General features: G+C 45.1%; 22 protein-coding genes. 7 read left to right on the plus strand and 15 right to left on the minus strand.

Annotated features, from left to right (window positions below; genetic code table 11):
* Positions 1-6: 6 nt before the first annotated feature.
* Entirely contained in the window at positions 7-720 is a 714-nt protein-coding gene (locus R7Q48_RS17730) for a GntR family transcriptional regulator (protein WP_005377279.1), read from the minus strand.
* 264 nt (positions 721-984) lie between these two features.
* Positions 985-1,383 carry a GFA family protein gene (locus R7Q48_RS17735; protein WP_169644085.1) on the minus strand — a complete coding sequence of 133 codons (399 nt, stop codon included), beginning with the start codon at positions 1,381-1,383 and terminating at the stop codon, positions 985-987.
* Positions 1,384-1,649: 266 nt separating this feature from the next.
* Between R7Q48_RS17735 and R7Q48_RS17740 the strand changes: the two genes are divergently transcribed.
* The 5 genes from R7Q48_RS17740 to R7Q48_RS17760 all read left to right on the plus strand — a co-directional run bounded on the left by R7Q48_RS17740 (position 1,650) and on the right by R7Q48_RS17760 (position 6,546).
* Positions 1,650-2,621 carry a tripartite tricarboxylate transporter substrate binding protein gene (locus R7Q48_RS17740; protein ID WP_005388181.1) on the plus strand — a complete coding sequence of 324 codons (972 nt, stop codon included), beginning with the start codon at positions 1,650-1,652 and terminating at the stop codon, positions 2,619-2,621.
* A 238-nt stretch (positions 2,622-2,859) separates the two neighbouring features.
* Positions 2,860-3,354 (plus strand): tripartite tricarboxylate transporter TctB family protein, encoded by a 495-nt coding sequence (locus tag R7Q48_RS17745; RefSeq protein WP_005388179.1) that lies wholly within the window; start codon positions 2,860-2,862, stop codon positions 3,352-3,354.
* 19 nt (positions 3,355-3,373) lie between these two features.
* A complete protein-coding gene (locus R7Q48_RS17750) occupies positions 3,374-4,900 on the plus strand; it encodes a tripartite tricarboxylate transporter permease (RefSeq protein WP_256903292.1) in 1,527 nt (508 codons plus the stop codon).
* 279 nt (positions 4,901-5,179) lie between these two features.
* Positions 5,180-5,695 (plus strand): adenylate kinase, encoded by a 516-nt coding sequence (locus tag R7Q48_RS17755; RefSeq protein ID WP_256903291.1) that lies wholly within the window; start codon positions 5,180-5,182, stop codon positions 5,693-5,695.
* 80 nt (positions 5,696-5,775) lie between these two features.
* Positions 5,776-6,546, plus strand: coding sequence for a sulfite exporter TauE/SafE family protein (locus tag R7Q48_RS17760; RefSeq protein ID WP_005388172.1), 771 nt, complete (start codon positions 5,776-5,778; stop codon positions 6,544-6,546).
* A gap of 293 nt (positions 6,547-6,839) precedes the next feature.
* Here R7Q48_RS17760 and R7Q48_RS17765 read toward each other — a convergent pair whose 3' ends face one another.
* From R7Q48_RS17765 to sctW, 13 genes are all read right to left on the minus strand, one after another.
* Positions 6,840-7,811 carry a TAXI family TRAP transporter solute-binding subunit gene (locus tag R7Q48_RS17765; protein WP_005388171.1) on the minus strand — a complete coding sequence of 324 codons (972 nt, stop codon included), beginning with the start codon at positions 7,809-7,811 and terminating at the stop codon, positions 6,840-6,842.
* 205 nt (positions 7,812-8,016) lie between these two features.
* On the minus strand, positions 8,017-9,021 hold the full coding sequence (gene vopD, locus R7Q48_RS17770; protein WP_005377262.1) for a type III secretion system translocon subunit VopD: 1,005 nt from the start codon (positions 9,019-9,021) through the stop codon (positions 8,017-8,019).
* Positions 9,022-9,031: 10 nt separating this feature from the next.
* Positions 9,032-10,231 (minus strand): type III secretion system translocon subunit VopB, encoded by a 1,200-nt coding sequence (vopB, locus tag R7Q48_RS17775; RefSeq protein ID WP_005377260.1) that lies wholly within the window; start codon positions 10,229-10,231, stop codon positions 9,032-9,034.
* A 7-nt stretch (positions 10,232-10,238) separates the two neighbouring features.
* Complete coding sequence (gene vcrH / locus R7Q48_RS17780) at positions 10,239-10,724, minus strand: SycD/LcrH family type III secretion system chaperone VcrH (protein ID WP_005377258.1); 486 nt, start codon at positions 10,722-10,724, stop codon at positions 10,239-10,241.
* A 12-nt stretch (positions 10,725-10,736) separates the two neighbouring features.
* Positions 10,737-12,560: a virulence-associated V antigen gene (locus R7Q48_RS17785; RefSeq protein ID WP_318132395.1), complete on the minus strand. Its 1,824-nt coding sequence runs from the start codon at positions 12,558-12,560 to the stop codon at positions 10,737-10,739.
* Positions 12,561-12,570: 10 nt separating this feature from the next.
* Positions 12,571-12,855, minus strand: a complete 285-nt coding sequence (locus tag R7Q48_RS17790; RefSeq protein ID WP_005395092.1) for an LcrG family type III secretion system chaperone — start codon at positions 12,853-12,855, stop codon at positions 12,571-12,573.
* A 60-nt stretch (positions 12,856-12,915) separates the two neighbouring features.
* Positions 12,916-13,329 carry an LcrR family type III secretion system chaperone gene (locus R7Q48_RS17795; protein ID WP_053304394.1) on the minus strand — a complete coding sequence of 138 codons (414 nt, stop codon included), beginning with the start codon at positions 13,327-13,329 and terminating at the stop codon, positions 12,916-12,918.
* A complete protein-coding gene (gene vcrD, locus R7Q48_RS17800) occupies positions 13,329-15,455 on the minus strand; it encodes a SctV family type III secretion system export apparatus subunit VcrD (protein ID WP_086013006.1) in 2,127 nt (708 codons plus the stop codon). Before vcrD ends, R7Q48_RS17795 begins: the two co-directional genes overlap by 1 nt.
* A complete protein-coding gene (gene vscY, locus R7Q48_RS17805) occupies positions 15,439-15,780 on the minus strand; it encodes a type III secretion system chaperone VscY (RefSeq protein ID WP_005377248.1) in 342 nt (113 codons plus the stop codon). The genes vcrD and vscY overlap by 17 nt, the downstream gene beginning before the upstream one ends.
* 5 nt (positions 15,781-15,785) lie before the next feature.
* Positions 15,786-16,163: a type III secretion system protein VscX gene (gene vscX / locus R7Q48_RS17810; protein WP_005377246.1), complete on the minus strand. Its 378-nt coding sequence runs from the start codon at positions 16,161-16,163 to the stop codon at positions 15,786-15,788.
* Entirely contained in the window at positions 16,160-16,534 is a 375-nt protein-coding gene (gene sycN, locus R7Q48_RS17815) for a type III secretion chaperone SycN (RefSeq protein ID WP_005377240.1), read from the minus strand. The genes vscX and sycN overlap by 4 nt, the downstream gene beginning before the upstream one ends.
* Positions 16,521-16,805, minus strand: coding sequence for a TyeA family type III secretion system gatekeeper subunit (locus R7Q48_RS17820; RefSeq protein ID WP_005377239.1), 285 nt, complete (start codon positions 16,803-16,805; stop codon positions 16,521-16,523). The genes sycN and R7Q48_RS17820 overlap by 14 nt, the downstream gene beginning before the upstream one ends.
* Positions 16,786-17,679, minus strand: coding sequence for a type III secretion system gatekeeper subunit SctW (gene sctW / locus R7Q48_RS17825; protein WP_017821331.1), 894 nt, complete (start codon positions 17,677-17,679; stop codon positions 16,786-16,788). Before sctW ends, R7Q48_RS17820 begins: the two co-directional genes overlap by 20 nt.
* Positions 17,680-17,864: 185 nt before the next feature.
* On the opposite strand from sctW, the gene vscN reads away from it, so the two are divergent.
* Positions 17,865-19,187 (plus strand): SctN family type III secretion system ATPase VscN, encoded by a 1,323-nt coding sequence (vscN, locus tag R7Q48_RS17830; RefSeq protein ID WP_256903289.1) that lies wholly within the window; start codon positions 17,865-17,867, stop codon positions 19,185-19,187.
* Positions 19,184-19,645, plus strand: coding sequence for a type III secretion protein (locus tag R7Q48_RS17835; RefSeq protein WP_005377236.1), 462 nt, complete (start codon positions 19,184-19,186; stop codon positions 19,643-19,645). Before vscN ends, R7Q48_RS17835 begins: the two co-directional genes overlap by 4 nt.
* Positions 19,646-19,654 lie beyond the last annotated feature (9 nt).

Here is a 19,654-nt window from a genome sequence, read left to right on the forward strand (position 1 = left end):
TTCCTTCTAGTCTTTGTCTAAACTTTCTGTATGTATAATTTGAGATTGGATGAGCTTTCGACTTCCTGATATGTGTCTTCTCATCAACATTTCTGCAAGCTCTTCATCGCGATTGCGAATGGCTTCCAAAATGAATTTGTGTTCGGTGAGCGCCTCATTCGGGCGAGATTGCGCACGTGGCGACTGGTAACGATACATCCGTAATAAGTGATAGAGTTCATCACACAGCAGAGATATTAACTTACTGTTTCTGCTCGCTTGGATGATGCGATAGTGAAAATCAAAGTCACCATGTTGATGGAAGTAAGACGCGCCTTCCATTTGGTCTATATGCTTGGAATGTGTCGACAATAGCATTTCCAAGCTTAAGAGCTCTTCTTGCGTAATGTGTCGCGCAGCTAACCTTGCCGCCATGCCTTCCAATGCTTCTCGAACGGCATAAAGTTCTATCAGCTTTTCCGGAGAAAAAGTGGTCACTCTAGCCCCAACATGAGGAATTCGCTCGATGAGCCCTAGCCCCTCTAGGCGCATCAATGCTTCACGCAAAGGCCCACGACTGACCTGATATTTCTTTGCTAGCTCAGGCTCTGATATCTTATGGCCAGGCTTCACGTCGCCATTAACAATGACTTCAATCAGTGTTTCGGTCAGCGTTTCGGATTTGGTGTGTTCTTTCTCAGAACCCAGCACTTTATAACGAGCTTTCAACTCAGAGTTCATATTCAGATACTCTTGTTACCGACATCGAAATGTCTACAATTTCTTAACCTGAATATAAAGTAGTCGATCAAAGTGTCGACAATCAAGTAAATTGTCGACAATTTAGACTAAGGTCGTAATTTAAATGGGCCCAAAATGCCCATTAAGTGCCGTTTTTAGCAGGTATAAAGAATGGGCAACTCATATTGTCGACAATTTATAAACCTTTAAGCTTATGATCTAAAAACTAAAAGCTCAGCTGTCGAACAATAATCGGATAAAAAACTATTCTTTAGGTACAAATTGATCAAAGACTTGTTGCGAAGTCATCTTTTGTGAAGCGGAATTGAGGTCATAATAAGCTGGCTTTTCATCGGTAAAAATCTCTAAAGTGAGTTTGAAATCTGGGTTATCGAACAAACCAGCGGAAAGAATGTACTCACCTGTCGGCAACAAATGATAGAAAAGGTTTGTGCCGCATTCGCCACAAAAACCTCTCACCGCCCAGTCAGACGATTGATAACGCTTTGGCTCGGCCCCCTTAAAGGTTACGTTAGGACCACAATGCACAGCATGAAGTGCGCCACTCGACCATTTTCGACACATCGAGCAGTGGCATAGACTCACTTCATTCTTAGCATCTGCGATCACTTCAATAGCGCCGCACAAACACGTCCCTTTCATTCTCTTTTCCTCGTTCATTTTCCGTCATTTTATTATGGCCTACCAAAGCGTAAAGCCGCGTGACCTAACACCAACTTCTCGCCGTGAACTTTATGAACAAAATAACCGAAATGCTCAATATTCTCTTTATATCTCTTTTACAGACAGATATTTAACACTTAATTAACCTTTACACCAAGTTCAGCTTTAACGCTTACAAGGCATGACAACTGAGCAAAAACAATAAGGCTCAACTAAATAGAGTCGCTAACATAAGGAACGTGAACATGTTAAAGGTACTCAAACCAACGCTCGCCGCTTCAATCATCGCAGCTTCATTTTCATTCAACGCTCTTGCTGCAGATATTGAAAAAATGCACTTTCTTATCCCTGGAGGTGCCGGTGGCGGTTGGGACATGACCGCCCGAGGTACTGGTGATGTATTAATAAAGTCGGACATCGTCGAAACCGTATCATTTCAAAACCTATCTGGTGGTGGCGGTGGCAAAGCAATCGCACATTTGATTGAAACGGCTGATCGTCAAGAAGATACACTCATGGTGAACTCAACACCGATCGTCGTTCGCTCGCTCAGTGGGATCTTCCCACAATCTTTCCGCGACTTGACTCCTGTTGCCGCAACGGTTGCCGATTATGGCGCCATTGTTACATCAGCCGATTCTCCTTACAGCTCTTGGGAAGATGTCGTTAAAGCTTTTAAAGAAAACCCTCGTAAAGTGAAGGTTGCTGGTGGCTCTGCTCGTGGTTCTATGGATCATTTGGTTATAGCAGCGGCTTTCAAAGGTGAAGGTTTTGATGCGCGCAAAGTTCGTTACATTGCCTATGATGCAGGTGGAAAAGCCATGGCTGCCCTACTTTCAGGCGAAACACAACTGCTCTCTACAGGGTTAGGTGAAGTACTCGAAATGTCTAAGTCTGGGCAAGTGAAAGTGTTAGCGATTACAGCACCAAAACGTTTAGAAGCTGCGCCTAACATTCCAACTCTCACCGAATACGGTAATGAAACTGTCTTTGCTAACTGGCGTGGATTCTTTGCAGCACCAGGCACAAGCCAAGAAAAGCTAGATGAATGGAATGCCGCATTTACTAAAATGTATAACACCGACGAATGGCAAGTCGTTCGAGACCGCAATGGTTGGATCGACAACTATAAAGCGGATAAAGCATTCTTCGCGTTTCTTGAAGATCAAGAGCAACAGATGGGTGACTTAATGCGCGAGTTAGGCTTCCTGAAGTAACTGTCGAATTGGGGTCCCTCAGATACCAACCTCAATGAATAACGTAGGTTGGTATTTCCCCATTGTATTTGCACTCTAAGTTTCACCGCATATGGACATTGTCGACAATCGGCATGCACACTCCTTTGTTTATATACCCAAAGCGGCTCGACTAGCAGCGAAATGCTTAATTGTTAATGGTTTAGTTTATTCATTAACGTCCATATGCGGTCTTTTTTACTTTTGTTAGGAGTTGAATATGCCTCGTTCAACCAACTTTTTCACCAAAGAGTATTTGCTCTGTCGTGACCGCGTCGGCGCAATGATCTTTCTACTTTTCTGTCTTTGCTACGGTTATCAAACCTCGCAGATTCCATTGTTTCCAGGTGATGAGTATGAACCATTCACCGCACGTACTCTGCCAACCATCCTGACTTACGTTGGTGTCGGCCTTTCTTTGCTATTGCTGGTGACAGGACAACCAGATAAACAAAGTGGCGCAGTGCTGACCTTCAATTGGAAGTTACTGATTGCCTTTTTAATTTTAATGGCGCTCTACGGCGTGGGCCTGACTTATCTAGGTTTTGTGATAGCTACTGGCTTCTTTTTATTGGCTGGCTTTTATCTGCTCGGGGAAAGACGTAAACCCGTTCTGTTTGGCGCGTCGTTTCCATTCGTGATCGCGTTCTACTTATTACTCACTCAAGGTTTGGACATCTATCTCGAACCGGGTTTGATTTTCACCATCTGGTAGTCAAAGAAAGGACTGAATTATGTTAGATGGAATTCTACAAGGTTTATCCACCGCAGTAATGCCAATGAACATTATGATGGTGATCGTTGGTTGCTTCGTCGGTACATTTATCGGCATGTTACCTGGACTTGGGCCGATCTCAGCCATTGCTTTGATGATCCCAATTACTTATGGCCTAGAGCCCTCCTCTGGCCTTATTTTAATGGCGGGTGTTTATTACGGTGCGGTATTTGGTGGTTCTACATCGTCGATTTTAATTAACGCGCCGGGTTGTTCTTCAACCGTGGTCACAGCATTCGACGGCTACCCAATGGCTCAAAAAGGCCAGGCAGGTAAAGCATTAGCTTTGGCAGCTTATTCGTCTTTCACTGGCGGTACGCTATCTGCCATTATGTTGCTTGTTGCCGCACCAGCATTGGCTAGCGTCTCCCTTAGCTTCCAATCGTCGGACTATTTTGCGTTGATGCTACTTGGGTTATCAGCAGTCGCGGCTTTTGCGGGGAAAGGTCAGGTAATCAAAGCGTGGATGATGACCATTCTTGGTTTGATGCTATCTACAGTTGGAATCGATAAAGGCGTAGGCGTTGAACGCTTTACCTTCGGTTTAACGGATTTAATGGATGGCTTTAGCTTCTTGTTGCTTGCAATGGCGACATTCGCACTGGGTGAGACACTGATGGGCATCCTTAAACCATCAAAAGACACCAGCGATGAAGAACAAGAAAAGCTGAGCAACATTGGCTCAATGAAAGTGACCAAGGAAGAAATCAAAGATGTTGCGCCTGTTTCAATTCGCTCTTCAATATTAGGTTTCTTCACTGGCGTTCTTCCTGGCGCAGGGGCAACCATTGCTGCTTTTTTAAGCTATGGTATGGAGCGCAACCTCGCACCTAAAGAGAAAAAGGATGAGTTCGGTAAAGGCAGTATCCGTGGTTTGGTTGCGCCAGAGTCTGCGAACAATGCAGCATCTAGTGGTTCATTTGTACCGCTATTAACGCTTGGTATTCCGGGCTCTGGTACAACAGCAATAATGCTCGGTGCGCTGATCGCTTATGGTATTCAACCTGGCCCTCGCCTATTTGTTGAACACCCAGATGTGTTCTGGTCAGTGATCATTTCCATGTACTTCGGCAACATCGTACTTGTGATCCTGAACTTACCGTTGATTCCGTATATTTCAAAGCTTTTGGCGGTTCCAAGAACGGTGCTTCTACCGATGATTTTATTCTTCTCAATCACCGGGGTTTATTTGGTCTCTTTTAACACTATGGATGTGTTCGTGATGCTGATTGTGGCTATGGCTGCCATTGCACTTCGGCTCGCTAACTTCCCGCTCGCACCTTTATTGCTGGGCTTCATCCTTGGAGGATTAATGGAAGAGAACTTACGCCGCGCATTAATGATTTCAGATGGAGAACTGAGTTTCCTATGGGAGCGTCCTGTTACCCTTACCTTTACTGTTTTAGCTGTATTGGTATTGGCAAGTCCACTAATCGTAAAGCTGATTCAAAAGTTTAAAGCACAGCCAGTCAGCGTTGAGCAGTAATCGCTGTCTCTTTCAACCTAGATAAAGCCATCCATCGTGATGGCTTTATCTTCCCCCTTCCAAATCGTTCGCTTATTGTGCTGATGGTATTGACAAATCACTGTCGTTATATGAAGGTGATTGTATGAACACACACTTAGCGCAACTTAACCAACGAATTATCATCATTCCATAGGAATGGTGGGATTTTTTGATGCGCTCAGTATTTATCGAACCCACCCATAGCGGTGGGTTTTCTGTCTCTACCGTATGGGAAAAGCTCTCTTGGAGGCGGTCACAATGCAAAAAATAGCAGTTTTTGGTAAACCCGGCAGTGGAAAATCGACGGTAAGTAAAGCAATCGCGTCGACTACCGGTCTTCCTCTTCATCAATTAGATTCAATAGTCTATAAACCAAACGGTGATCCCGTTGAGCGTAACGTTTTTGATGAAGCCCATAGCAATATACTAAGCTCAGATCGTTGGATTATAGATGGCCTTGGACCGATCAGCTCTTTCAACGCTCGTTTAGATGCAGCCGATACTCTCATTTATATTGATCTACCATACTCCGTAAGCTATTGGTTTGTGGCGAAACGTCTCCTTAAAGGACTATTCATAAAACCTGAAGGTTGGCCTGATGGTAGTTCGGTGCTGAAAGGAACGTTACAAAGCTACAAAGTTCTTCAGCAATGCCCCGCATTCTGGAATGATGACTTTATGTATCGCCTCGAGGGGTACTCTCAAACTAAAGCCGTTCATGTCATCAAAAACGTTACAGAACTGAACAATTTTGTTTTAGAGCGGGTAAAGTAAACCTCATATCAGAACATTAGAGCATGTAGGTTAGAGCATCTGAAGCTCTAACAATAAAAAGAACATAACAAGGATTGTTTATGCTTTTAGAACTAGCACTTTTATTCGTTGCTGGCGTAATTGGTGGGATCATTAACTCCATAGCGGGAGGCGGAAGCTTTATTACTTTTCCGGCTCTATTGGCAGTTGGTGTTCCTCCTATTATGGCTAACGCAACAAACACGTATGCTTCATGTGCGGGTTACATTAGCGGAGCCGTCGGGTTCAGAGAAGAGATCATGAAGAACAAGCATGAACTGCTGTTCACAGTCTCATTCAGTTTAGTCGGCGGCGCTGTCGGAGCATATCTGTTGCTCAACACGCCAGAATCGCTATTTATGGAAGCTATCCCTTGGTTACTCTTATTTGCCACCGTGCTTTTTCTCACCGGTTCTCGTTTAACAATGCTAATCAAAACTGTCGCGAAAGAGCACAAACATGCTGGCATACTCGGAGCAATCGCGTTGGGTTTACTACTTGTTGGTGTCTCTGCTTACGGTGGTTTTTTCAATGCAGGTTTAGGGGTTATTGTTCTGAGTTATCTGGTAGTAGCTGGCCACCAAGACATTAATTTAATGAACGGTTTGAAATTGCTCGTATCTACGTGTGTTTCACTCATTGCTATCGTGATTTTTGTTGCCAATGGCTCCATTGACTGGCACACAGGTAGTGTTGTTTTGGTCGGTACGTTAGTAGGTGGGTATCTTGCAGCTCGTGTATCTCGTCAACTGAATCCCAATCATGTTAAAGGGTTTGTTGCTCTTTCTTCTATTCTCATCACTATCTACTTTTTCATTGATGTTTATGTTTAAGCAAAACTTGTACAAGTGGATAACACTCCTACAAAAACACCAGCGCGAAAGATTAATGCAGATAGCTTAACGATTTTTTGTGTCACTCCAGCGAGGTTAGGAATCTAATAGCACTACACTGAGCGGCTAATGAAACCATTTTGATCACAAAGTGCTCGGATGGAAGATCCTGTATCACGCTCCTTCGTCGCTGTACAGGATGACGAGAGATAGAAATATGCCACTCGCGGTTAAACGAGTGGCATTGATCGAGAAAGATGGCGTTTTACATCAATAATAAGAGAAAGTAACGCTTACTTAATCAGCCCTACTTCTTTGTAGTATTTGAGCGCTCCTGGGTGAAGAGGCGCAGATAAACCGTCTTTTACCATTTCCTCTTTCTTCAAGTTTGCAAACGCTGGGTGGAGACGGCGGAAATCATCGAAGTTTTCAAATACCGCTTTAACCACGTTATAAACCACATCTTCTGGTACCGCAGTAGAAGAAACAAACGTCGCGCCCACACCAAAGGTTTGAACATCACTATCTGTGCCACGATACATACCACCCGGGACATTTGCGACACGATAGAAGCTGTTGTCTGCAACCAGTTTTTCTACATTAGGTCCAGCTACCGTTACGATATTACTATCACACGACGTAGTGGCTTCTTTAATCGCTCCACTTGGGTGACCAACGGTATAAATCATCGCATCAATTTTGTTATCACAAAGTGCTTTTGATTGCTCTGCTGCTTTTAACTCAGAGACAAGCTTAAAGTCGTCGTTACTCCAACCATACTGGTTCATTAGCACTTCCATAGTACCTCGCTGACCAGAACCAGGATTACCAATGTTAACGCGCTTACCTTTCAAATCATCAAAAGTTTTGATGTTCGCGTCTTTACGTGCAACGACAGTAAACGGTTCTGGATGAACGGAGAATACGGCGCGTAGCTCTTTAAAAGGCCCGCTTTCTTCAAACTTACTGGTTCCTTTGTAAGCATGATACTGCCAGTCTGATTGCGCGATACCGAGGTCCAATTCACCAGCACGAATAGTGTTGATGTTATAAATCGATCCCCCAGTACTTTCTACCGAACAACGGATACCGTGATCTTCTCGCGATTTGTTAACCAAGCGACAAATAGCGCCACCAGTCGGATAATAAACCCCTGTTACGCCACCGGTACCAATCGTGACAAACGTTTCCTCCGCAGACGCAGAAAAGCCTGTTGTGAGTGCAGCCAAAGAAGCCGCAAGTGCGATTTGCTTAAACTTAAACATTGAACATCCCTTTTACTTGTGTTGATGACCGTTTAAGTATAGCAATCGTTAACAATTTGATAACGTTTAAGTTCTCATCCTTGGAGGTTGATTTATAGATATATACTTTTTTATCAACTTAACCTACTGATAAATAGCATTTAGACTTGAATCCCATAAAAAAAGCGTTGTATAAACAACGCTTTGTAGTTAGTGAAACGGATGGTTACACCGTTGGGACTGATGCTCGCCACGCTTGGTTCTGGCTATCTGAGATAGATCGGAACAAGTCACGTAGCTCTTTCAATAAGCCTTCTTGGAAACCAATGTTTTCATCGGCTTTCTGTTTGGCTGCTTGTGCGCGAGTCGCTTGTACTTCATCATCTTTGCTGCGCGCTTGCGCTTTGGTTTGCTCTACATTCGATGCTGAGTTTGCCATCTGGCCCAAAGCTTGAAGAATCGCGTTCTTCGCTTGGTTTGAGCTCATCAACTTATCGAACTTACGGCCACCACTTGTCAGCTGCGCTGTCGTGTCTGCGATATTGTCTTTCGCTAGTGAGTGCGCACGCTTAACCTGATCTTGCTGCGTTTTAGACAAGCTATTGTTATTTAATAACTCTTCTGCTTGATCGAAGCCAGCTTTTTGCGTTTTAAGTACATTATTGCTCGCCATTTCATTCTTGATTTCTTTCCCTGCTTTGAAAGAACCAAGGGCACCAATAATTGCGGTAGCACCCGCTAGTACACCCGAAACGACTGCCATCGCGATCATCGCGCTTGCCGAGTTGTTTAGTTCTGCCGCTTGGCTTTCTAAACTCGCGACGTTTGCTTCAACAGCAATTTCACGTTGTAGCACTTGCTGCTCACGGCTCAGCTTTGATACTTGATACAACAATGTTAATAGCGTCAACGATTGTGATACCGCATCTGATGGTGACTTGATCACCTCCTCACCGTTAAGCGCTTTCATCGTTGTGCTCATTAATGAGCTCACCGTCGGTGCAAGAGCGCTCATTAGGTTTGCAACAACTTGAGCTTGGTTACTCACTGTAGGAGCTTTAGGTGTCTCTAACTGGTAGCGTGCTGCACCAGAAACACCTGACTCACTTTGGCTTTTAACGGCGCCCGCTTCAAGCTTTGTTTCCGGCGCTTTTTCTGCTTTGTTGGTTTTAATGGTGTCGCCTAAACCGTATAGTTCACCACGACCCGTTCCGCCTACTTTATCTAGCATAATAAACTCCTTATACCGTTGCAGGACGGCTTAACACCGTTTGCATAGTTTCACTTTTCGCTTGAATCATTTGCATGATGAGACTCATCAGCTCTTGGAAGTCTTCCATCAACTTACCAATCTCTTCTTTGAGCTTATCAATGACAGCCTGGCTTAACGTCATTTTGGCTCGAAGGTCTGTGATATCAGCCTGAATCTCTGTCACGTGAGCATTGTTAGCAGCATGGACACTGTCCGTTGCGCCTTTACCCACGTTGACGGCAAGATCGACGGTTTCTGCGCCATAACGAATCGCTTTCGCTGTTGTTGTCGCAGCTTTTGTGCCCATATCCGCCACTTTCGCCATGTTTGCAGCGGCTTTCGTAGCGATTTCCGTGACCTTTTGAGCTACCTTACCAGCACCTTTTGCTGCAAGTTTCGCGATACCGCCAGCAGCTGCACCACCAAACGTCACAACAGCTCCGATAACCGCGACGGCGATTTCTAATGCCATTACGACTTTGTTTAGCACATCGACATTTACGCCCGCTTCTTTTAGCGCATCTTGAACGGCTGGCTCTTGCAACGCCATGCTCACTGCTCCCATGACGCCACCAGCGATCATAAGTGCACCGGCTGCTGCACCAACACCCGTTGCCACCATTACGGCACCAACAACAATAGAAACCACCGCACTGATCCAACCAAAGATCTTCGCTGCTAAGCCTGATTTTTGGGCTTCTTTTGCAGCGGCTTCCGATTCTTTGATTTTGTCTTGGTTTTCCACCATCTCTTTTTCGTGCTTAGCTTTTGCGACCTTCACTTCCTGAATTTTCAGCTCGTTTTGAGCACTTTTCAGTTTATCCGTGATAGCAGCAAGCTCTACTTCAAAATCATCAGCAGATCCTGCGATGATTTTGACGGCAATCGAACCTGTTTGGTCTGCAACTGCATGGAGAGATTTTGCAATGGTATCGACGATCTTTTGCAGCTGTGCCATGGCTTTTAGCGTCAAATCATTCACTTTGTCACTAACAGCTGCGTTAGGTGCATCTAACTGAACTTTTACTTTTCCGGTGTTCAGTACATCTGCATCTTTACTCTTCACGTTTTCTACCGTCACAGAAGGCGTCGCTGTAGACGCCGTTTTCTGCACGTTATCTAACGTGGCTTGGCCAGATTCAGGGCTATAAACCTGTGTCTGGATGCGGTCAAGTGCAATAGAACTCATAGTCTAATTACTCCTTTTTATTTCTCACCGCTTCTAACATGATGCCTGCACGCTCATGCAAATCTGCATATTGTGATTTTCCGGCAGACATCTCCTTCGCGCTGTAAAACCCACTCTCTGCTTCTGTCAGTTGTTCCAGTTTCAGGTGACATTCAGCAGAGTGAAAAGGTGGGCGTGGATCATTTACGTCCACTAGCGCTGCGTAGCTGTAGGCGTCTATTGCCTGCAGATACTCACCCAACTCCTGACGAGCCGCGCCAAGGCCAATGAAAAATCGCGCCTGATAATGATCAAGCATGCTGAGTAATTGAAATACTTTCGCTGCTTGCTCAATCTTTCCCGATTGGAAAAAGTTGTAACCTACGGCATAAATATGTTCGATGGTGTCCTGAGACACATCGTGCAACATTTTTAACGTGCCTCCCTCTTCCAAAAAAGACAGCAGTTCTTCTGCTTGCATTTGAGATGGATCGGTCGCGTTTGTTTTAGTCATGGTTGGTTATCCTTAAATGGCTCGTAGGATTTCTTGTAAAATACTGTGGTACTTCTGAACAAACTTGTTCATCGCTTCAACGGTCGAGTTGTATTGAGAACTGGTGTCGTTCAGCTCAGTGGTTTTGATTTGCACTTCATCGTTAAGCAACTTGGATTTAGCACTGACAGAACTAGAAAAATTAGACAGTTTTTTCGACTTCTCTTCGTCTTGGTACGACGCACCATCACCGATAGTAATACCTTGTGTTTGAAGGAAGTCTCGATGGTTTGTTATTTTATTATCCGTCAAATACTTGTACTCAGGTGAAGCTTCAAAATCCGTTTGATTGCTGTAGTTAAAGTCACTCGCTTTGAAGTTACTTTCTGGATATCCCGGTTTATAAACCCCATCAACACTTTGCGTAGAGTGAATTTTTGATTGCACAACACCAAAAACTTTAAGCTGTATTGTGAGATCCTCTAATGCCTCTTTCTGGTCATTACGTTTCTCTAAACGGTTAACACGACGCTCATTTAGCGCAAGCAGCACTTGCTCATCAAAACGGTCTCCAATGCTGGACTCAACAACGGCCAACAAATCACGAGCCGTTAGAGAGTGCTCTGCTCTCACCTCGCGATCCGCTTTCTCTTTATCGGTGATATTGAGTAGACGCTCTTTCAATGCCCCTAAGTTCTTGCGCAATGCCTCGTATCGCTCAGTAAATGAAGCCCCGGTAGATTCACCTTTTACTATTTTTTCAAACTGTAATCGGATATCTCGTTCGGTGTTTTCTTTGATCAAATTAACTTGAGCTGCCGTTATCTGTGTCTTTTGGACATCGGCTATCGCGCTGTCCTGGTAAAAGTCGTCGATTTCTATATTTGTTAAACTCACCGCGAAGTTGGCGAACAGACTAGAAAGAGTCAAAGGCTCAGTTCCACCAATAACAGTGTTAAGTGCTGCTTTTAGATTGTTCGTTCCACTCGCCTCACCATAAGCTGCGCTATATTGGCCTTTCACTTGAGCGGCCATTTCATCTAACGCTTCTTTAAGCTGCTGTTTAGAAATACCAGGAGTCCAGGTAATTCTGCTAGCTAGCGCACTTGCGTCATCGGTGCTTAAAGTAATACCGATGCCTTGAAAACTACTTTTTAATTGAGCTGAGACTTGAAGAGCGAAACTCTCTTTAGTCAACAGAAAATCCGAGCTCTTCAGTTGCGCGAGATTAACGGAACCTAAGCTACTAAAGGCATTGCGAAGAAAAGAAATAGAAGCATCTCTCACTTCACGGGAGCCCATTTGATTAGCAAGCTCTGCAACAAAAAGAGAAATTTCTTTGGTGGCATTAGCCAGACCTGTCTCGGAGAGGCTGGCGATCTGCTCCGCTTGGTTACTCTGAGTGCCCAGATTAAATTGACTAACAAACTCAGTAGATAACGAGCTATCTACGTTTTCCGTCAGTAACTTACTAAACCAAGCCTGAAACTGATTTGATAGCGTTTGGTTTGTTTGAGCATTAAACTCGGCTGCGGTTAATTCGCCATCTGAGTTAGCACTTTGTAGCGACTTTAGCCAAACAGATGCGGTGTCGGTCAATGATATACCAGCAAACGCGTTATTTTTCGCTTTTAGGTTTTCAAGCGTATCAACATAAAGCGCGATGCTTTGTAATTCCGTTTGTCCCGAGATAGTTGGCAATGAAGAGATTATCGAGGCAAGTTGCTGAGTCTCTGCTTCACCCAGTACAGGGGTAAATGCCTCTATCAAGTTTTGTTGGAAAGTGGGTAATGGTGCACTACTCGCAGCTGTGTCTGTTGCTCCTGTCGTAGAGCCAGTCGTTTTCATATTCGTCATTTCCAAACCTCTAAATCATCATGCCGCGCATCACTGTGGGACGCTTTCTGCGTTTACCTGACGTACCTTGTAGCTGATTTTGTTGTTGCCGGCGGCGTTGGACTTCGTCTATTAGCTCTTGCTCTGCACGTTTCATGGTATCTACTGGTGCTTTTATGCCGCCAAGTAAAACATCACCCGCAACAGGACCAACACCTAAGCCTTCCAATAGCTCGTTAAAAATATCGGTTCTGTCTTCAGCTTTTCTAATGGCAAGCTCAGCGTTCTCAATCGCATCGGTAAACGGTTGCTTCATCTTGATTCCTATCTTAAAGCGGGTCATCTCATCGGTGCTGTCAGTAACAGTCGTGAGTTTTTACTTTTTCAACTTTTTCAAAGGTCTATAATCTGCTAGGCGTAAACAGTACCAGTCGTCTAGCTCATCATGGCTTGCACCGCATGCTTTTAGATAGAATTGTGCCAATCGCTGGCTGCTCATGTTGCTACCACGTAACACATCGACATTGCCGCGAATGACCCAATCGGAGGGATAAAGTTGAATGGCATGTTCAGCCAAGAGAAATAAGCCGGCAAAGGGGTTACTCAACCCCAATTTTGGACGAACGCGTTTCAGAAGAACGATGATGATTTCACCGTCCTCCACCCGAAAAACGAGCTCTAAGCCTTCAACTTCAATTCGATAACCAAGTTGAATTTCACTTTGTTGCCAAAAGTATGGCGTCACTTCGATCCCCGCTTGCGCCAGCGAGAGTATTAGTTTTGTTTTCATTACATCCCCACCCTTCCAAGTGGCTGAATATTGATTTGCTGGGTTAGTTCTTGAAATGACAAAACGGGCAGATCGTAGTATTCCGATTCAATAAGCTTTCGCACATATCGGCGTACATCCATAGACACAACTAGCACAGGTTTGTTCGGCATGCGGCTTAAGTCACCAATGGTCTGTTTCACATCACTGACAAATTGTTGCGTTACTGACGGATCTAACGCCAAGTAACTCCCTGCTGAGGTTTGACGAATACCGCTGCGTATCGTGTCTTCGAGATTTTGATCCAATAAGTAAGCGGGCAACATGTTTTGTCCGCTCGCGTATTTGTAGCAAATGTAACGTTTTAAGCTAGAACGAATGTACTCCGTCAGCTGTACAACATCTTTCTCTTTTTGGCCCCACTCAACCATCGCTTCCAAGATCACGCGAAGGTTTCGGATAGAAATGTCTTCAGAAACCAAGCGTTGCAAGATTTCCGTCATTTTTTGCAACGGAACAATACGCTGGGCCTCTTTAACGAGCTCCGAATAACTGCCTTCCATCTGCTCCAACAGATAACGCGTCTCCTGAATACCAATAAAGTCTTGTGCGTACTCCTTAAGAACATGAGACAAGTGGTACGTTAAAATCCTGTCGGGTGTGAGAAAACCGACATGACTGGCTACGAGTTTTTGCTCATAACTCTGTGCCACCCAAATGCTAGAAATACCGGGTAGAAAATCTTCATCTTGCTCATAAGGCACGCCTAATAAGTCGATCTGCTCATTCCCTTCTGTCACCAAGAGTTGGTCTTTTACAATTCGTCCTCGTGCAACCGGAACTTCTTGTAACTGAATTAAATATTCGCCATTTTGCATCCCCTCGTTAAAACGCAGGTGGATACCCGGGAAAGGCACGCCGAGGTCGAGATATAGTGCGCGCCTCACCCTTGCTAGCTCTTCATTTAATGCGACCGCTTCCAAGCTTTCCTGAAGGCTCGCGTCAAGATCAATCAACAGCGGGACCGTCATGGCGAACTCTTCTTGCTCACCTAACTTACCTTTACTGTTTCTAGAAGGCGTAGGTTTGCTTGGCTTCGCTGCTGGCGAACCGGCCCCTTGCGAAACAAAGCTTGATAAGTCGGTGCTATCTGATTCCGCTTGTTTTTTCTGTTGATAGAAAAGGAAGAAACCACCACCACCAACCACGGCGGCCAAGACCAGAAAAGTGATTTTTGGAAACCCAGGGATGAGTGCGAACAGCACCAAAAGCACACCACCAATAAGAAGTGCTCGTGGCTGAGCAATCACCTGCCCACCAATATCCGATCCAAGATCAGAAGAGTCTTCATGAGAAACACGCGTCACGATAATACCGGCGGTAATCGCGATAAAGAGTGCCGGGATCTGCGATACCAAACCATCACCAACGGTCAAAATCGCAAACAATTCAAGTGCTTCAGAAGCACTCATGCCTTTTTGCGTTACCCCGATCGTGACGCCACCTAAGATGTTGACCACAATGATGACCAGACCCGCAATGGAGTCGCCTTTAACGAACTTCATCGCGCCATCCATCGAGCCATACATTTGGCTTTCTTTTTCAATCAGTGATCGTCGGTGCCTAGCTTCGTGTACGTCAATTACTCCGGCACGCATGTCACCGTCAATACTCATCTGCTTACCAGGCATCGCATCGAGTGAGAAGCGCGCACTAACTTCTGCTACCCTCTCTGAGCCTTTGGTGATCACCATAAACTGAACAATGGTAATGATCAGGAACACAACAATACCGACCACTAAGTTACCGCCCACAACGAAGTTACCGAATGTATAAACGATTTGACCAGCATCGCCTTGTAGCAAGATCAAGCGGGTTGTCGTGATAGATAAAGACAGACGAAACAATGTCGTGATCAATAGCACCGCAGGAAATGCAGAGAACTCAAGTGGCGTGGTGATGTAAATCGCTAACATAAGCAGCACCACCGCAATGCTCATGTTGGTGCCAATCAGTACATCCACCAGTGCGGTAGGAAGTGGCAATATCATCATAAAGACGATCGCGAGTAACATCACCGCAAGCATGATGTCTTTGCGTTGCCCTACTTTGTTTAGAATATCGATCAACTTATTCATGTGATTCACTATTTAAAGATTGCAGATAGCGTCGGTGCGCTTGGCGTGCCCCATCGACGTCATTTTGTTTCCAACGCGCTTGGCTTAAACAAAACCAGAGTCCTGCCGAGTCAGGATGAAGGTCGGATTTTAATAAGTGCTCACACACCTCAATCGCCCGGGTATATCGACCACTTTGTAAACACGCCACAGCAAGTGTTTGCATCGCCTCTTTGTGCTGCGGTTCTATTTCTAGAACCGCATCGAGAATAGAAATGGCATGCTCTGGCTTTTGGTATTGAACTTGTAGCGCAGCGTGAACAAGTAAGAGTTCAATGTCTTTGGATCTCAACATGTTGGTTAGACCTGGATAAGGAGATTGAGCGCCATAGTGAGGTAACGCTGATCAAGTTGTGTACTTTGTAGCGTTTCAGATGCTTTGATAAAAGAAGCGGAGCCTGAATCCTGTGCAAGAACTTGCAGCTGAGCTAACGTTTCATCAAATTGTTGACGGTATTTTTCTGGACGCAACAACTCTGAGTGCAGCAGCTTGGGCTTAGTTAACGCGATGAGATATTGGTCTGAAGGCCGGAGGTCATAGAGCTTCTCTAAATGTGTAGCGACCGCCTGACCATCAGGAAGCAATTGAAATCGCTCTGGGAAATCGGCCTTAACTTCACTATGAGTAACATGCGTAAAGGCTTCGATGCCTACGTTTAAAGTGCTGACTCGAGTCATGAGCCTGCCACATCGTTATGTAGACGAGCCAAAAGCGTAAACGCTTGCTCTAAGGTCGGAAGTGTTACTTCTTCTCCTTTTAGCCTTGCTGAAAAAACCAGAGTTTGTTCATCTAACAAGCCGGTTTTAATTTCGAAAGGCCAGCCTTGATCGGCATGACACAAACACAGTGCACTTTGAATAATGTCACTGGTTTGATGCCAAGATAACGCTCGAGACAACATCAAGAATAACTGCTCACCCTGTCGCTCAATATGCAGCGTACCACTTTGCTCAAAATCCAGCTGCACCCGTCCAGCTGATGAGAAATCGACGGCATCGAGCCCCATTCCTCGGCAAAATTCATCGACGGATGCATCAATCCAACTCATCTTCCCACGCTTCCTCTTCTTCTATATCAATGGCTTCGTCTAGCGCCTTTTGTACCGCTTGGATTAAATTCTGTCGTTGTTCTTCATCGGCGAATACGTCAATTGGGATTGCGCGAACTAACTTATGGAACTCTCGAAAAAAATCGATTTTTTGTTCTACCGCCGTCAATTCCATTGCGTTGGCGACTTTCCATATCTCATCACTGCTTACCCATCGCTGCTCTACCAACGCAATCACATCAGCCATCAAATTAGAAACTTGATAAGCCATAATTCGTCCTTTCCGGTTTAAACATTTGGAACAGCTGACTCACACGATCTTGCAACGTATTTAGAGTTTTGAGTTTTTGCATATCGGACATCAACCACTGCAACTTAACCGAATCGATACTGCTACCTTGAACACTAAGATCTGCACTCATGCCTTGCAGCATAAAGTCAACAGCGGTCGATACCTCCTGCTCACCAAAGCGCGCCACCACATCTTGATAAGCAGCGCCGAGCCCTTGATAACTATGAACGGTATCGCGGTAGAAGCCGCGCAGCTGATGCAAAGAGCTAAACTCTTGCTCTTGGCTATATTCATCAGCAAAATTTGAGACACGGATTTCCGTATCAATTTGAGACCATGTATCTGGGTTTTGCTCGATTCTTAGAAGTGCTTGGTCAATCAGCGCTAGTAGGTGTTTACTTTCTGGACTCGCACTCAAAAACTTTTTAACGGCTTTTAGCGCGAGGTATTGATGGCTTTTCTCCTCGGAAAACCCATTCAAGTAGGCTTGTAATTGCGCGATGGTCGAGATATTTCCTCCCGCCATTTTTGTAGCCAAATCTTTGATCTTTTGATTCTTTTCAAGATCAGGGACTTTTCTTAAATAGTCCGAAACGAGTTCATGTGCTTCATTAACTCGAACACCACTGTCTTTCACTTTGCGCTTAGTCAGATCTTTCTCTGCTTTTTCGGAACCGAGTGAAGTGAGTTCTTCCATCGCATCAAAAAGTGATTGTGTAGCATTGTGAACACGGACGGTTTCACCGCGATAATTGCCTTTTTGTGAAACGTCGGGGCGAGACGATTCCAACCCGTTTTGGATAGACGCATCAAACTTTGGATTTGTTGCGATATGATTGTTGATAATACTCATTCACTTGCACTCCTTCCGCACAATACAGGCGAATTATAGAAAGTGCGCTTTGTTGAAGCTGTCAAAATCAGACGTGTTTTTTTAGTGCGCTTTCAGTTTTCTAAAAACTCCCGACTGATATTCACTATAAATTGATTCTTATACTTTCTATCCTCTCAGCATCAATCATTGCGCATATTTTTACCTTGAACGATTTCTCATACATCACTGATATCCAACAATCTGCGATTAAACACACGCGTTTGATCCAAATTCGCGGGCGCGTTACACAAGTCACCGGCACCATTATCAAAGCTGTCGTCCCTGGCGTTCGTGTAGGTGAACTGTGTGAGTTGCGCAATCCCGATCAAACTCTGTCTTTGTTAGCGGAAGTGGTTGGCTTCCAGCAGCATCACGCTTTGCTCACCCCGTTAGGAAATATGTTTGGGATTTCCTCAAATACAGAAGTAAGCCCAATGGGCAAAATGCACGAAGTGGGTGTTGGCGACCACCTGTTAGGTACAACGCTTGACGGGCTTGGACGTCCTTTCGATGGTACGCAGAGTCAGGAACCAAGTGCTTGGTATCCTGTTTATCGCGATGCGCCACCACCAATGCAACGTAAACTAATTGAAAAGCCAATCTCTCTTGGCGTTCGATCCATTGATGGGCTACTGACCTGTGGTGAAGGTCAGCGCATGGGTATTTTTGCAGCGGCTGGCGGGGGTAAAAGTACCCTACTGGCAAAACTGATTCGCTCCGCAGAAGTTGACGTGACCGTTCTCGCCTTAATTGGTGAACGCGGACGCGAAGTGCGCGAGTTTATTGAGCATGACCTAGGCGAAGAAGGAATGGCCAAATCGGTTTTAGTGGTCGCTACCTCTGATCGCCCAGCAATGGAGCGCGCCAAAGCCGCTTTTGTTGCCACTTCTATCGCAGAATATTTTCGTGACCAAGGTAAACGCGTGCTACTGCTGATGGATTCTGTAACGCGTTTCGCCCGCGCACAGAGGGAGATTGGACTAGCCGCAGGCGAGCCACCAACACGACGTGGCTATCCGCCTTCCGTTTTTGCCGCTTTGCCAAAGCTGATGGAACGAGCTGGACAGTCAGACAAAGGATCAATTACAGCACTGTACACCGTGTTGGTGGAAGGTGACGACATGACAGAGCCTGTCGCGGATGAAACTCGCTCAATTCTAGACGGGCACATCATTCTCTCGCGCAAACTTGCGGCAATGAACCATTATCCCGCCATTGATGTACTTCGCTCAGCAAGCCGAGTGATGAATCAAATCGTTGAATCCGATCATCAGGCGTCTGCTGCTCATATTCGCGAAATGTTAGCTAAGTATGAAGAAGTTGAACTGCTAATCAAAATTGGCGAATACCAACATGGCGCAGATAGCCGAGCGGATATGGCCATTGCACAAAGTGATGATATACGCGCCTTTTTACGCCAAGGCACTCATGAACCAAGCGATCTTGATGGCGCTATCACTCAACTTAAAGGGATGGCGAAACAATGATAGAACGCTTATTAGAAATCAAAAAAATTCGCGCTGACCGTGCGGATAAAGCCGTCAAGCGTCAAGAATACCGAGTGTCAAACGCCGCAGCACAGGTTCAAAAGGCCGAACGTTCTGTCGCGGACTATCACGTTTGGCGCCAGGAAGAAGAAGAGCGACGTTTTGCTAAAGCAAAACAACAAACGCTCGTTCTTAAAGAGCTGGAAACATTAAGACAAGAAATCGCGTTGTTAAGAGAGAGAGAAGCCGAACTTAAACAACGTGTGGCCGAGTCAAAAAAAGCGCTTGAAATCGAACGCTCGGCACTTAAAGAAAAGCAAAAAGAGGCGCGACAAGCCCATAAAACCAAAGAAAAATTCGTTCAGTTGCAGCAACAAGAAGTCGCGGAAAAATCGCGAGAAAGGCAATACCAAGAAGAACTCGAACAGGAAGAGTTTCGCACTGTCGACATTATCTAAAGGTTCACT

Source organism: Vibrio sp. 378 (assembly GCF_033339435.1).